At 43.2% G+C, this 13,812-nt stretch carries 18 protein-coding genes and 1 riboswitch; of the genes, 5 read left to right on the forward strand and 13 right to left on the reverse strand.

What is annotated here, in order from left to right:
- Positions 1-29 precede the first annotated feature (29 nt).
- Entirely contained in the window at positions 30-293 is a 264-nt protein-coding gene (locus tag KNP94_RS10745) for a hypothetical protein (protein ID WP_029332686.1), read from the reverse strand.
- Positions 294-420: 127 nt separating this feature from the next.
- On the opposite strand from KNP94_RS10745, the gene KNP94_RS10750 reads away from it, so the two are divergent.
- Positions 421-1,269, forward strand: a complete 849-nt coding sequence (locus tag KNP94_RS10750) for a GNAT family N-acetyltransferase (RefSeq protein WP_088836361.1) — start codon at positions 421-423, stop codon at positions 1,267-1,269.
- On the opposite strand, the gene KNP94_RS10755 is transcribed toward KNP94_RS10750, so the two are convergent.
- The 4 genes from KNP94_RS10755 to KNP94_RS10770 form a co-directional block, all read right to left on the reverse strand.
- Positions 1,227-2,177 (reverse strand): hypothetical protein, encoded by a 951-nt coding sequence (locus KNP94_RS10755; protein ID WP_251132630.1) that lies wholly within the window; start codon positions 2,175-2,177, stop codon positions 1,227-1,229. The two genes, KNP94_RS10750 and KNP94_RS10755, sit on opposite strands and share 43 nt — an antisense overlap.
- A gap of 114 nt (positions 2,178-2,291) precedes the next feature.
- Positions 2,292-2,651 (reverse strand): hypothetical protein, encoded by a 360-nt coding sequence (locus KNP94_RS10760; RefSeq protein WP_088836360.1) that lies wholly within the window; start codon positions 2,649-2,651, stop codon positions 2,292-2,294.
- 175 nt (positions 2,652-2,826) lie between these two features.
- The gene (locus KNP94_RS10765; RefSeq protein ID WP_088836359.1) at positions 2,827-3,279 is read right to left on the reverse strand and encodes a GNAT family N-acetyltransferase; all 453 of its coding nucleotides are present in this window, start codon (positions 3,277-3,279) and stop codon (positions 2,827-2,829) included.
- Between the two features lie 25 nt (positions 3,280-3,304).
- Positions 3,305-3,820, reverse strand: coding sequence for a GNAT family N-acetyltransferase (locus KNP94_RS10770; protein ID WP_214766692.1), 516 nt, complete (start codon positions 3,818-3,820; stop codon positions 3,305-3,307).
- Positions 3,821-4,119: 299 nt separating this feature from the next.
- On the opposite strand from KNP94_RS10770, the gene murB reads away from it, so the two are divergent.
- Positions 4,120-5,031 (forward strand): UDP-N-acetylmuramate dehydrogenase, encoded by a 912-nt coding sequence (gene murB, locus KNP94_RS10775; RefSeq protein ID WP_088836357.1) that lies wholly within the window; start codon positions 4,120-4,122, stop codon positions 5,029-5,031.
- A gap of 84 nt (positions 5,032-5,115) precedes the next feature.
- On the opposite strand, the gene KNP94_RS10780 is transcribed toward murB, so the two are convergent.
- A complete protein-coding gene (locus KNP94_RS10780; RefSeq protein ID WP_214766694.1) occupies positions 5,116-6,339 on the reverse strand; it encodes an aminopeptidase in 1,224 nt (407 codons plus the stop codon).
- A 98-nt stretch (positions 6,340-6,437) separates the two neighbouring features.
- Here KNP94_RS10780 and KNP94_RS10785 point away from each other — a divergent pair, with 98 nt between their 5' ends.
- Complete coding sequence (locus KNP94_RS10785) at positions 6,438-6,857, forward strand: DUF1232 domain-containing protein (RefSeq protein WP_029332678.1); 420 nt, start codon at positions 6,438-6,440, stop codon at positions 6,855-6,857.
- A 49-nt stretch (positions 6,858-6,906) separates the two neighbouring features.
- Here KNP94_RS10785 and KNP94_RS10790 read toward each other — a convergent pair whose 3' ends face one another.
- Positions 6,907-7,743 carry a formate/nitrite transporter family protein gene (locus tag KNP94_RS10790; RefSeq protein WP_088836355.1) on the reverse strand — a complete coding sequence of 279 codons (837 nt, stop codon included), beginning with the start codon at positions 7,741-7,743 and terminating at the stop codon, positions 6,907-6,909.
- 189 nt (positions 7,744-7,932) lie between these two features.
- On the reverse strand, positions 7,933-8,544 hold the full coding sequence (locus tag KNP94_RS10795; RefSeq protein WP_157898461.1) for a hypothetical protein: 612 nt from the start codon (positions 8,542-8,544) through the stop codon (positions 7,933-7,935).
- A 132-nt stretch (positions 8,545-8,676) separates the two neighbouring features.
- Between KNP94_RS10795 and KNP94_RS10800 the strand changes: the two genes are divergently transcribed.
- Together KNP94_RS10800 and KNP94_RS10805 are read left to right on the forward strand one after the other, a co-directional pair.
- Positions 8,677-9,546: a YitT family protein gene (locus KNP94_RS10800; protein WP_088836353.1), complete on the forward strand. Its 870-nt coding sequence runs from the start codon at positions 8,677-8,679 to the stop codon at positions 9,544-9,546.
- 241 nt (positions 9,547-9,787) lie between these two features.
- The gene (locus KNP94_RS10805) at positions 9,788-10,396 is read left to right on the forward strand and encodes a CHASE3 domain-containing protein (RefSeq protein WP_088836352.1); all 609 of its coding nucleotides are present in this window, start codon (positions 9,788-9,790) and stop codon (positions 10,394-10,396) included.
- Positions 10,397-10,485: 89 nt separating this feature from the next.
- Here the strand turns inward: KNP94_RS10805 and KNP94_RS10810 are convergent, their stop codons facing one another.
- The 5 genes from KNP94_RS10810 to thiD form a co-directional block, all read right to left on the reverse strand.
- The gene (locus KNP94_RS10810) at positions 10,486-10,851 is read right to left on the reverse strand and encodes an ArsR/SmtB family transcription factor (protein ID WP_088836351.1); all 366 of its coding nucleotides are present in this window, start codon (positions 10,849-10,851) and stop codon (positions 10,486-10,488) included.
- A gap of 86 nt (positions 10,852-10,937) precedes the next feature.
- Positions 10,938-11,381: a hypothetical protein gene (locus tag KNP94_RS10815; RefSeq protein WP_371816041.1), complete on the reverse strand. Its 444-nt coding sequence runs from the start codon at positions 11,379-11,381 to the stop codon at positions 10,938-10,940.
- Between the two features lie 14 nt (positions 11,382-11,395).
- Positions 11,396-12,034, reverse strand: a complete 639-nt coding sequence (gene thiE / locus KNP94_RS10820) for a thiamine phosphate synthase (RefSeq protein ID WP_215115632.1) — start codon at positions 12,032-12,034, stop codon at positions 11,396-11,398.
- Complete coding sequence (gene thiM / locus KNP94_RS10825; protein WP_088836348.1) at positions 12,024-12,794, reverse strand: hydroxyethylthiazole kinase; 771 nt, start codon at positions 12,792-12,794, stop codon at positions 12,024-12,026. The genes thiE and thiM overlap by 11 nt, the downstream gene beginning before the upstream one ends.
- A complete protein-coding gene (gene thiD, locus KNP94_RS10830) occupies positions 12,775-13,584 on the reverse strand; it encodes a bifunctional hydroxymethylpyrimidine kinase/phosphomethylpyrimidine kinase (protein ID WP_214802485.1) in 810 nt (269 codons plus the stop codon). Before thiD ends, thiM begins: the two co-directional genes overlap by 20 nt.
- Before the next feature lie 116 nt (positions 13,585-13,700).
- Positions 13,701-13,811: riboswitch (TPP riboswitch) on the reverse strand.
- Position 13,812: the final 1 nt, after the last annotated feature.

Consider the following 13,812-nt stretch of genomic DNA (forward strand, 5'->3'; position numbering starts at 1 on the left):
GAGCTTCGGAAAGTTTTCCCGAGGCTCTTTCAATCTGATGTATTGACGATTCCAAGTCCTACAGTTGCAAGCAGTGCGATACAGGCAAATAAAAATGCCATGTCATTCGGTGAGTCAAAACCATCATATGTCGGTTCTTTTCGATCAATGATGAGTTCATCCATCGTTCCATAGCTTCCATACGTCACAGCTTCTCGGACGCTCGTTTCTTGTTTATCTAAATCTTGTGCTTGAACGGGATGGATACTACTTAAAAACAAAAAGAAGCAGACATAGATAAACTTTTTCCCCAATCTAATCCCTCCCCCGTTTCTAACAGATTACTTTTACCTTTTATGATAAAAACTATTATTTTCCTTTTATTGCTTATAGTATACTTAAGATATTGTTTCATCCTAATCAGAAAAGGAAGTGTAGCGTTTGAAAATTTTACGTTACGAGCAATTGTCGCACGGTCAACGTCGTCTCGTCCATCAGTTGTTACAAAAAAACCGCTTATCTCCTCTGTCCCTCTCATTCCAACCACCTGAAAAATATCAATGGGCTTTAATCAAGGGTGATGCCGTCTGCGCGACATTAGGATTTAACCAATTCGCCTCGTCCCTTCAAATCATCAATGCCGCTTACACGGACTTGATTGCTTTCCGCACTTTGGCGCATTTCGTCCATGATTACGCGCTCTCTCTACATCCTCATCAAATTGACGTTCAAATCATTCCACCACATGATTTCGGGTTGGTCTCGACTTGGAACACGCTCGGTTATACACTTTCCTCTGAACAATTTCGCTTCATCGGTCTCATCAATGATCATGCCGCGTCACTTCAATTCAAGCCACTTACCCTCCGAAACCGTTCCTTGTTCTTAAATCTCAGAAACGAGTCGATTCAATCCTCACATTTTTTATTTAGCTATGACGTATCCCATATCGAATATTTGATTGAACAGGGGGCATTGCCGTACCTTGTCTACGATCAACAAACAATCGTCGGAACAATCATCATCCAAAAACAAAAGCAAACGATTCGTTTACTCGAAATTACGTGTATCCCTGAATTGAAGAATCAAGGATATGGGCGAAGAATTCTTGAGACCTTTCAAGCTAAATTAAAACGCACGACAGTTCGGACATTCGAGACGTATTGTTTTTCAACACATCAAGAAGCCCTTCGTTTATATGACCCCGATACATTCTGTGATATTCAACTCTTCTCACACTGGCATACTTACTCTAGAGAATCTTTACGTAACCGCTCAACGATTTCTTGATATTCCGCCAGGATGTAGGCATCCTCTACTTGTTTGAAATCAATATTTGCTCGGATCCTTAGTTGCTCCCCCATCTGATACAGACTGTCGATATAGTCGTTTCCTAACGCACTCGCTTGACCTGGTTGGTGGTTATGAAAGGCTAACAGTGCATCTTCTAAAAGCAGTTGTTCCTTCTCCGTTTTTAAAACTGCTTCAAGCAACTGTTCAAATACTTCTGTATGCCGACCGATCATCGCGTAAAAGAGTGGATAGTGTTTGGCATATTTAAAATCAACTTGATATTTTTTAGTCTCGACGATTGTCTGAATGCTTGACGGATTCGACCGCTTTAACTGCTCAACAAAACCGATTGTTGCCGGATGGTCTGTAAAAAATTCTAGGCTTCGTACGTCCATTTCGTCTTCTAAATCAAGCAACAAATAGAGATCAAGCATATTAATCACGTGCGTTTCTAAAAAACGATCACTCCGTTGCAAGGATGTCGTGTAGTCTAAATCAAGACCTGCCTCTATCGCCAATTGAAAAAGTTCATGATTGATTGCACTGTATAGACCGACTGGAAATGCTAACGGTTGACGGACAATTGAACGATGTCCATCAAGCTCTTTTAATTGATTGAGATCTACACCATGTTGTACCAACAAACGGAAAAAGAGCGTTCTATCTTGTATCGCCCCCAACTTAAGTAACAGACGATCGAGTTCAATGACTGGTTGGTTCGTATCAAGCGCTAGCGCCAAGTGCTCTGATGACTCTAAGTCAAAAGCTCGCTTCACGAAATTTAAAGCGACCCGTTCTTGTTCGGACAACTCAGCATTGTAATACTCAAAATCTTTTCGATTCAATTCTTTAAATGCACGCACTGCCTGACCAACTGCCTCATTTTTCACAAATCGTTTCATCATCGGTTTGCCCCCCTGAATACTGCTTCTCTTCGTAGTGTACGCAATATTATCTTTTCTTGAAAGCCAAAAAAATCCTGATGCCTTCCTCACAATAAGGAAATCCACCAGGATCTATCAATTCTCGCCTACTTTTAAAGGCATCGATCGAAAAATCTCATCTTGCTTTCCGACTTTTTCGACACTCGTTCCAATTGAACCGCTATATTCAATTGTCTGTTCCGGCTGAATGAACTCATAAGTAATGGCCGGTTCTCCACGCAATCGAACCTGGATTACCTGTCGATGTTGCAGGGAAAACGAGGCCTTCACTTCTAAAAATGATGCTTCACTGATTCCATGATGTTTTTCAAGCATCGTCTTTAACTGCTTTTCTGAGTTCTGTTGGCTGCTTTGAAGCTCTGCGTAAGAAATTCCGACCGCAAAAGATAAAAGTCCAATCAGACTTAACGCGAGAATGACCAGTACTTTTTTCATAGACTGATTCACCTCCGAATGAAATTCGTTCTGCTCTCATCATCGGTTCACTCCGCTATTTTTTGAAGTATTTCTCGAAAATAAGCGTTTCCTCATGTCTACAACCATTGGGACGACAAGGGAGAGACGTCTTCCCAACATAGATGAGAACTTTAGTTGCTAGGTAAAGGAACATTCAATACTCTTCTTTAAGCGATAAATGCATATCAAGGTGTGGAATTCCATCCTCCAAATACACATCAGATGTCTCTTCAAACCCAAACGATGCATAAAACTTTTTTAGATGGGCCTGGGCCTGCAAATAAATCCCTGTTTCTTCTTGTGTCCGGATGTGTTCGATTGCTTCATTCATCAAGCGACGTGCAATGCCGTGCGACCGAAAATCAGCGTGAACGGCGACACGACCAATCGCTACAGCACCTGATTGATTTTTAGGGAGTACTCGAAGGCAACCGATTAACTGCTGATCTGCATAGGCAAGTGCATGAATCGCCTCCTGATCACGATTATCGAGCTCTGAATAGGCACATTCCTGCTCAACGACAAAAATATCAGTTCTTAATTTTAATAACTGATAAAGCGTCAAGGCACCAAGCTGATTAAACCGAATAAATTCTGTATGATACATGAATTACACTCCTCTGCTTTAATGTTCAGCCTCTAAATAGACGGGTTAGTCTGCATGAATAGACGACGACCGGTATCCCTTTAAAGACCGTTTCTTTTTCCCAACCCAATCCGTTGGCGCGAGCCACCTTTTGAGAAGAATGATTTTCTGGATGAATGATTGAAATCAGACGATCGTTTCCACGTTCAAATGCCTCACGCATCAGACGTTTCGCTGCTTCACGCCCGTATCCGACTTTCCAGTGCTTCGGCTTTAACCAATATCCGACTTCAAGTTCTTCTACTCCGTCGACTTCTTGTAGGATGAGTCCTGCAAAACCGATTGGTTCCTCATCCTCTTTTTTTTCAATCAGCAAAAAGCCCGTCTGACGTTCATCTTCATACCGCTCGAATTGTTGATCGAACCATAAACGGGCCTCCGTCTCATCCAATGAAACACCACCGTTAATATACTGCATCACTAATTCATTTTGAACGAGTTCTTTATAAAAGTCGAAATCTTCCTGAGAAAAAGGTCGCATTCTCAAACGTTCGCTCTCCATATCGATTCCCCTCCTAATTTTCCGAACATCCTTCTATATACGTATTTATAATTCCCCCTTTTCTAACCGATTCATACCCTAAATCCTTATTTTGTCTTGTTCACCTTTCGAAATTCGGAATTCCAGATATATATTTTCATTACTAAGCGATGACAGTTTTCGGATAAACCTTGCATTTTTCGTGTCAACTCTGTATTTTGGGAACTATGTGCTAAACATCAATTACGTAATTAGTGTAAAATATATTTTGAGCGTACTTTCGCTGAATGGAATTCATAAAAAAAGGACTGAGAACTTATATGACTGAACAGTTGTTGACTGGGCTTTACGAGGGATTAAACGAAGACTCTGTATTAGTGAATGAACCGTTAAAATATCATACGTATACGAAAATGGGAGGAATTGCCGACCTTTTCATCATTCCTTCTTCTTACGAAGAAACAGCTTTTGCTGTTCGCTATGCTTATGAGAACGATCTCCCATTGACATTACTCGGTAATGGATCGAACCTCGTCGTACGTGATGGCGGGATTCGTGGCATCGTCTTATCATTTGAAAAATTAACGGATATTTCGGTCGAAGAACATGAGCTCGTCGCACAAAGCGGCGCGGCCATCATCCAAGCCTCACGCGTCGCTTATGATCATGCATTGAGTGGTCTCGAGTTTGCCTGTGGAATCCCCGGCACAGTCGGTGGTGCTCTTATCATGAATGCTGGTGCGTATGGAGGGGAAGTCAAAGATTGTCTTCAGAGCGCGACGGTTTTAACACGCCAAGGTGAGCTGTTAAACATCACACGCGACGAACTCGAACTTGGATACCGGACAAGCTGTTTCGCTAAAAAAGAATATATCATTCTCGAAGGACGTTTTTCTTTGACGGAGGGGGATCCTGTTCTCATCAAGGAAGTCATGGACGATTTGACGAATAAGCGTGAAACGAAGCAACCCCTCGAATACCCTTCTTGCGGCAGTGTCTTTAAGCGCCCTGAAGGATATTTCGCCGGAAAGTTAATCCAGGACAGCGGACTTCAAGGGACACGAATTGGTGGAGCGGAAGTCTCACAAAAACATGCCGGTTTCATCGTCAATATCGAAAATGCAACGGCGACTGATTACATTTCGCTTATTCACCACGTTCAAGAAACGGTGCAGGATAAATTCGGGATTCTCCTCGAGACCGAAGTAAAAATCATCGGTGAAGAACTTTAATACGAATACTTTCCTTAAACACAAAAAAGTAACAGGAACGGATACCCGTTCCTGTTACTTTTTTAGCCTCCATTCGGCTCATCCTTAAATTGACCAGTTGCCGTTACGCATTAACGCTTCGCGTGTACCGTCTGCTAATTCGCCATCGATTGCCATATCTGCTGAGCCAATCATGAAATCAACATGCGTCATCGAATCATTCGCCCCTTGCTCGGCTAATTCTTCATTCGATAAACTTGGTCCATTCTCAAGGCACGTCGAGTAGGCACGACCAATCGCGAGGTGACATGAGGCATTCTCATCGAACAACGTATTATAGAACAAGATGCCCGAGTCAGAGATTGGTGAATGGTGCGGCACGAGAGCTACTTCTCCGAGATAACGTGCTCCTTCGTCGAGCGAAATCAACTCATCTAATGCCGCTTGACCCTGTTTCGCTTCTGCTTTGACGATTTTCCCATCTTCAAACCAAAGCGTAAAGCCATCAATCAAGTTTCCGCTGTAGCTGAGTGGCTTCGTACTCGAGACATGACCGTTGACTCCTGTCTTCTTCGGTAACGTAAAGACCTCCTCCGTCGGAAGGTTCGCGATGAAATCAACACCGTCCGCATTCGGTCCACCACCACCGAGCCATACATGACGCTCTGGTAACTCGATCGATAATTCCGTCCCTGGTGCCGAGTAATGAAGTGTTTTATATTTTTTCTCCGTCAAGAATGTCGCTTTCGTACGGAGATTGTGATCATGTTTCTCCCATGCAGCGACTGGATCTGCTTGATCGACACGAGTTGCCTTTAAAATCGCTTCCCATAGCTCTTCTACAGCGTTTTCCGAGTCCGGGAATACCTTAGCCGCCCAAGCATCTGAAGGTGCAGCAACGACACACCAGCTTACATTGTCGCTCATGACGAATTTACGCCAATTGGCTAGTGCAACTCCTGCTGCTTTATTCGCGCGCGCGATACGACTCGACTCGACTCCGTTTAAAAGATCTGGATCTTCACTGACGACAGATAAGAAGGCTGTCTTTTCATCAGCTAACTGATCGAACCGTGCTTTTAACCACTCTGGAAATGCGTCAAACGAATCTTCCGGTGCATCGAAATAACGGATTTTCGTCATTTCATCATCTGACCATTGCACGTAAACGTTCGATGCGCCTACTTCGTAAGCAACACGTGTAATTTCACGAACAAGTGGTGCATTTTCGATGCCAGCACGAATTTCTAGTTGCTGACCGGATTGCAAATTGATTCCTGTACGTACAGCGAGTGCTGCATACTTTTTGAGTTGTTCTTGAGTCGGCATTATGTAATCCCCTTTCGTCTCTTACTCTTATTTTCACGAAAGAGTTGCAATTTTGCAAGAAATAAGGTGAAACTAGGTGTAGAGAAGGAGTGTTGAACATGGAATTCGTACCAGGAGATTTTAAATCCGCTTACACATATTTCCACCGTCAGGCATTGGCGTTAGTCGGAGATCACAAAGCACAGGAAGATTTATTGATTCGAGGAGAAGTTGGCTTAGCACATTTAACAAAAGATATCGCTTCAGAAGAAGGGTCTGATATCGAACGTGAAGCAGAACTCGTGCTGTATTTCCAACTTAAACAGTTACTTGAGATGTTACGTGCCCTTTATCAAAAACGTTTTTCGATGAAGGAAGAACAAGAACAATTATTATTGACGGCTGTGCTCTATTTTACTTCCCCAGTCGATGCACTACCTGACGAAAATGTTCTCGGTCTGTTCGATGATGCTCAAATCGTCGAATCGATCTATGAAGAACTCGCAGCAGATGTCGATCGCTTCCAACATCTCGAATAAAGAAAAAGGTAAGGGAGGCGGGAAAACCCGTCGCTACCTTACCTTTTCTTTATGCTTTTTTTTTCGTCGCGATGTTGATTGTCGCAGCTTGTTGTTTTGATTGATCCACTTCTAGCTTTTCTTTATTCAACCATGTGTAAACCATTCCCATGAAGAGTGCTCCACCGATGATGTTACCGAAGAGAGCAGGAATTAAGTTATGGATTGCTCCGGCAAATGAAATCGCCTCTGGGTGAGGTACGACAAGCGCGATTGAGAACAATGCCATATTGGCAATGACATGGTCAAAACCTGATGCGAAGAAGACAGCAACTAAAACCATCATCATCATGATTTGTGCCAATTCATTTTTCATGTTTTTCGGAATGAAAATCGCTAAACAAACCATCCAGTTACAGAAGATTGCTCGCGTAAAAATTTCCCATGTCGAGTGATGGATTTTCGATTCAGAGACAGCGAACAACCAGTTGTTTGCGCCTAACTCTTGAATGATTCCAGTTTGCGAAAAGAGTAACGCGAAGGCAAGTCCTCCGAGACCATTACCAATCAAACAAATCGTCCATACTTTAAACGTATCCATTTTTGTAGTGTATCCACGCATCGTCGCCGTAGTAAAATACATCGTATTTCCTGTAAACAGTTCTGCACCGCCGTAGACGATTAAGACAAGCGCAACACCAAAAGTTAATCCACCGACGAGCGTCATCGCAGCCGATTCATTTAGATAAAGTCCGTTGATTGCTTTGAGTGTAAATATGATAGCAAAACCGATGAATACTCCAGCAAGCATGGCACGAACTAAATATTCGAGTGGACGCATTTGTAGCATTTTAGTTGATTTAACCGCTTTATTTCTTAGCCCTTCTAATGCTTCTACTTCATTCATTGTAGAAACCTCGCTTTCTTCTTGTTCAACACTTCACAATGTTTGTTCACTTATTATCATACTTCCATCTTATAAGATGTTCAACCCCTGCCTACCCCTTATTTAAGGTTTTTACGAAAGAATGACATGTAAACGATACCATTGTGTCAAGTTTGTGAAAAAAGCTTTTTCTTGCTAGATACAACTACTTTACGGGTATATTTTGAGTTGTGAACGGAAGTATTCTAGAAAGGATTTTCGTCTTGATTCAACTAATACATAGTCGTCAATAACTACACGATTAAAGCGGTTAGTGGACGTCGAAGCTCGCTCAATATCGCGTGGTGTATACCCTTCAAAATCATTACGCGTGATTTTAATTTGAAGGATTGATACAGGATCCGTATATTGAATTTCAACTGTCATTACATTAGGAATCGCTAAAAAAAGAGCCAGCGTATGGTGCATGACGAGTTGCGAAAATCGACTTTTGATAAAAGAGGGTGTAGACGGATCAATCCATTCATGATTTGTCCCGACCCATTCTTTTCTGGATTTACCCGTCACTTCATAACGTAAGGAGACGGTAGTCCCTTCAATCTTTACTTGTTTAAGTGCGTCTGAAAATGGAAATCGTTCAATAAATCCTGTCATTGCATTTGTATTTGTAACCGATGTTCCGACATATCGGGTGACCAGTGCTCCATCACGCCACTTATTGTCAGGGGATTCCCTCGAGTAATGCAACATAAAAACGGAACCTGCGCTTAATCCAATGAGCGCACAGCATAAAAATAAAAGGATTTTTTTCAATTCACTCAATTCCTTTCGACCCGCGTCACATTTTTTTTACGATATTTTTCAGTTGAGGGGTTGAATTTAATGCTATATAGGCGTACTCTTGCAGGCAGATACTTTACAAAGGAGGAGCATGAGGATTTCTCATCAATCACAATGAAGACTAAACAAACGAGCAAGAAAAAACGAACAGAAAAAATCAGTTTCCTTTTAATCGGTACACTTCTTTACTCCCTTTATATCAGCCTTTTATTATCTCCAAATGACATTGGATCTGGCGGCATCATGGGAATCACACTTATTTTCCAAGAGTTGTTCAATACGCCTATCGGACTGACCCAACTTGTCTTGAATATCCCGCTTTTCTTACTTGGTTTTCGCTTCTTAAGAAAACGATTCATGCTACTTTCAGGAATTATCGTCCTTATTTCTTCATTTTTAATTGATTGGATTCCAACACAAGTGGTTCCTGAGTCATTAAACGATCCTCTCGTCGCCTCCATTTTTGCAGGGTTAGTTTCCGGACTCGCAATGGCATTAATCTTCTTTGGCGGCGCTTCGACAGGTGGACTCGACATCCTCGGAAAGTTCTTTTATGCCCGCTTTCATAACTGGCCGCTCCCGCGTATTTTTTTAATGCAGGATTTAGTGATCTATATCTTAGTTTGGCTAGTCTTCGACTTAAAACATGTTATGTATGCATTAATTATGAGCTTCGTTCGCGCCAAGGCGTTGCAAACGGTCTATAGTTTTTACTCTGCTTCTAAACAATGTATTATCATTTGTGAAAAAGCAGATGAAATCAACGACGTCATCACAAAAGAACTTGGTCGTGGTGTCACGATTCTCGATGCGCGCGGTGGCTATTCCAACCGGACAAAGAAGATGGTTTATGTCGTCGTACAGAATAATGAAATCGTTCGTCTTCAGGAAATTGTTTCTTCTGTCGAACCTAATGCCTTCGTCACCTTCTCTGAGATTCATACCGTCTTCGGAAATTACAAAGAACATTCCTACTCTTTTTAAATGAACCGCACACGATGAAACGACACCCCCCTGTCATGAGGTGGGTTGTTTTTTGTAAACGAAGGCTGACCCATCATATACGTCTACGTTTGGTATCGCTTCAGGTTTCATCTCAAAATATAAAACGATTGGATCCCCGTAACCAAAAGATGTTCCCCTAAAAAATAGATAACTCTTCACTTTTTGGGAATTAGTGGTTAAGCTAATGACATTACCAGTTAGCTTACGAAGGAATGATTGCATGAATAAACTTTGGCGCTACCGCATCTCTCTCATTCTTTTAGTCAGTTTGTTCGCTTCGATTCCTCTCATCTATGCCTTGACAGGTTATCGTACCATTTCAAAAATGACAGAAGAGATGCACGCCCATAACATCCCGATGATTAAACAGGTCGACCAACTCGTCGAATACAATCGGGATCGGGCAAATGCCGTTCGCGGCCTATTGCTCTATGAAGACGACCGCTACATTGAACAATACTACTTCTGCACGACCAAAATTCATGATTTACGCCGTGTGCTCAATGCTTCGAACGAAACACCTGTACCGATTAAAGATTTATTGGTCCGTAACAATGCATGGGAAAAAGAAATCGAAACCGTTTTCAGCCTTTATGAAACAAACGGTTCACAGGCAGCTACCGCTTTAGCGAAACAATCGACGCAGACCACGCAGACCATTCTTGAAGATCTTGCTCAAGTTAAAGATCAATTGTATACCGAATTAGATCAAGAACTCGAAAATACGGCGCTCGTGACAGCATCCTATAAACGGATGTGCTTTAGTCTATCCATTTTAGCCTTTCTACTCATCAGTGTGACCATCACGTTCTTCCATCGAATCAAATAATCTGTTGTTTCATACGATTAGCTTCGTGAAAAAGCTAAAAAACGCACCGCAGTTCTTTATCGGACTGCGGTGCGTTTTTTATATTTTTCTCAAGAAGAAGCCTTTCCTTCATTCACATGCTCCATTGCCAAATGAACTAACGACGAGACATGATGGTCATCAAGTGAATAATAGACAACTTTTCCTTCTTTACGATATTTGACGAGACCTTGTTTCAATAACGTTCTTAAGTGATGCGAAGCCGTCGCAATCGAACAATCAACTGATGCCGATACGTCACAAACACAAAGTTCTCGCTCGACCGTCAATGCATAAGCGATTCGTAGACGCGTTGCGTCCGATAACACTTTAAACAATTTCCCAATCTCAAGCGTCGGGATTTTCTCAACGGCATGACCAATTTCAGTCGCACGTTTTTTATCGATCGCAATCGTCTCACAGCGTGGTGCCTCCACTGTCTTCACCTCTCCTCCAAACTATTGCACCATCCTAAAACAACAAATGCAAGTAAGATGACTACGATGATTCGCGAGGTGAAGATTCATTTCCGATGTTTTTTTTGGATTGTACGAAAAACTGCCCATCCCCCTAATCGATTCCCGATATCCCAAACGATTCGATTAGTATCGACAGCCCGTACACCGATATCGATGATACTTGTATTTCGCAATCGCTCCTTATATCGATTCGATAGGAAGCGTGGTAACGGTACTTGTAACATCACTCGATAAAATAAATCGAGGTGTGTATGGCCCCAGATTTCCGTAGCGATGGATGCCGTTTTAATCAACAGCGGCCGTTTATATCGTTGTTGGTGTTTGTTTTTTAACAAAACCGCCAATTCAAATGCATAACGATTCGGATAGGGAAACAATTTCCAACCTAAATGATACTTTCCACGGTTGTCGATTCGAATGATTTGTGGTTCGATTCGATACCGAATCCAGCCTCCCCGAAAGCGAATGACTTGCCATTTCACGTACATCACCTCTTCAGTGATTATACCCGGTCTGATACTATTTGACGCGCAGTCTGAACCGCCTCTTTGAACTCTCGTGCCGCACGTTCAATATCTGGTGCTGCGAATAAGGCAGAGACGACGGCATATCCTTCAAGCATCTCGAATAAGTCGGGCACCACATGATGTGTGATTCCACCAATCCCGACGAGAGGAAGGGAAACAGCCCGGCGAATCGCTTGGAGTGTTTCGTTTGTCATCTGACTCGCATCGTCTTTTGTCGCCGTTGGATAGAGCGACCCTACGCCAAGATAAGTTGCCCCGTCTTGCTCTGCTTCGATTGCCTGTTCAACGGTTGAAACAGAAACCCCAATCGTGGCTTCCGGTAACAGCTTACGTGCTTCCTTCAAAGGGATGTCCTCTTGCCCGATATGCAGACCTGCACCGACGATTTGTGCGATATCAATCCGGTCATTGATGATGAGTGGGACGCCGTAACGAGACATCATTTTCTTCAAGTCACTCGCTTGTTCGAGAAATTCTTTCCCTTGCGCCTGTTTTTCACGAAGCTGGACCATCGTCGCGCCACCTTTTATTGCTGCTTCGACCGCATCAATCAAGGCAACGTCCGGGTGAAAGCGCCGATCTGTTACCGCATAAACCGTGTAATCATTCTCCACTGGTCAATACCCCTTTCAAACTTTCTTCTGTAGTTAAGCTGATTGCGTTGAACAACCCCATCCGGAAATCACCAAGTCCCGCTGCTTCATCTGCGACTTCACCCGCTTTTCCCATTAAATACGTCCCATAGGTCGCTGCTTCGAATGCATCATACCCTGCTCCAAGTAGGGTTCCGATGAGCGATGCCGTCATGCAACCTGTCCCTGTAATGTGTCCGAGTCGTGGCGTTCCTACGGTTAGTTTTACTTGTCGCTTGCCGTCTGTAATGAAATCAACCGGTCCCGTTACGACGAGAGTCGTCCCGAGCCGTCCAGCAAACTCATGGACGACTTGAAAATCTAATGTCTCTCCGGAAGCGACATCGACTCCTTTTGAACGTCCGACTTGACCGATGAGCGTCTTGATTTCAGAGACGTTCCCCTTAATGACCGTAAAATGAATTGCTTCGAGTAACTCTTTCGTGAATTGTGTCCGAAGTGTCGTCGCCCCCATTCCGACTGGATCTAAAATAATCGGTTTCTTCAATCGGTTAGCCGTTTGACCTGCCAACAATTGCGACGCTCGTGAAGCTGCGTTCAATGTCCCGATATTGATAACGACAGCATCTGCATGTCCAACCATTTCCTCGACTTCTAGGATATCTTCCGCCATGACAGGTGAACCCCCGAGCGCAAGGGTCATATTGGCACACTCATTAATCGTGACCGCATTCGTTAAATGATGAATTAATGGTTTTTTATCATGAATGGTTGTAAGCATCCGTTTCCCTCCAAATGTCATAAAAGTGATGTGTCGGTCCGATTCCGTTCCCTAAGGCAAATCCATGCCGGATTGCTTCAGTTACGTACCGTTTAGCATAAATCACGCTATCCTTCAGGGAATCTCCCAGCGCAAGACGTGCCGCAATCGCGGAAGACAATGTACATCCAGTACCATGTGTATGCTGGCGTTTTAATCGTGCCTCCTGAAACAGATGATGCATCCCTTCCGTGTATAAAATATCCGAGGCATCCGTACTTTCAAGATGACCGCCTTTTAACAGGATAGCGATGTCTCGTTTTTGTGCGAATTCCGTCGTCGCCAGCTTCATTTCATCAATTGTCGAAATCGCTTGCCCTAACATGCGTTCCATTTCCGGAATATTCGGGGTCGTCAAGGTTGCAAGCGGCATCAAATGCTCCATTAATGCTTGTTCAGCATATTTCCTTAACAGCGCATGCCCCCCTTTTGCGACCATCACGGGGTCTAAGACGACTGGTCCCTGATAATGTTTCAAACATTTGGCAATGACTTGAATCGTTTTTTCATTCGAGACCATCCCAATTTTAACGGCATCTACACGAATATCGCTAAAAATCGAGTTCAACTGGGCTTCGACAAGCGTTGGTGATACATCTTCAACTGCTTGTACGCCTAACGTATTTTGCGCTGTGATAGCAGTAATTACACTCATACCGTAAACCCCAAGAGCAGAAAAAGTTTTTAAGTCGGCTTGAATTCCAGCTCCACCACTAGAGTCTGATCCAGCAATCGTCAGTACATGTTTCATCGATAGACCTCACTTTCTATGAGAGCACAAGGAGAAAGCGGAACGAAAAAAAGCGCCGTCCGCTGTAAAAAAGCAGACGACGCCATGAAAAACCAACGAGTGTGGTCACTTATTCATGTCTTCAATCTCAACTTTCCTACGCTGGTATTATCCAGATCAGGTGATAGGGTCGAAAACAGAATGGTTTTCCTCTCAGCCAGATTCCTCCAGCTCCCCTAGTTGCTCATG

This window comes from Exiguobacterium sp. s80 (genome assembly GCF_018618725.1).
In the GTDB taxonomy this organism is placed as follows: Bacteria; Bacillota; Bacilli; order Exiguobacteriales; family Exiguobacteriaceae; genus Exiguobacterium_A; species Exiguobacterium_A oxidotolerans.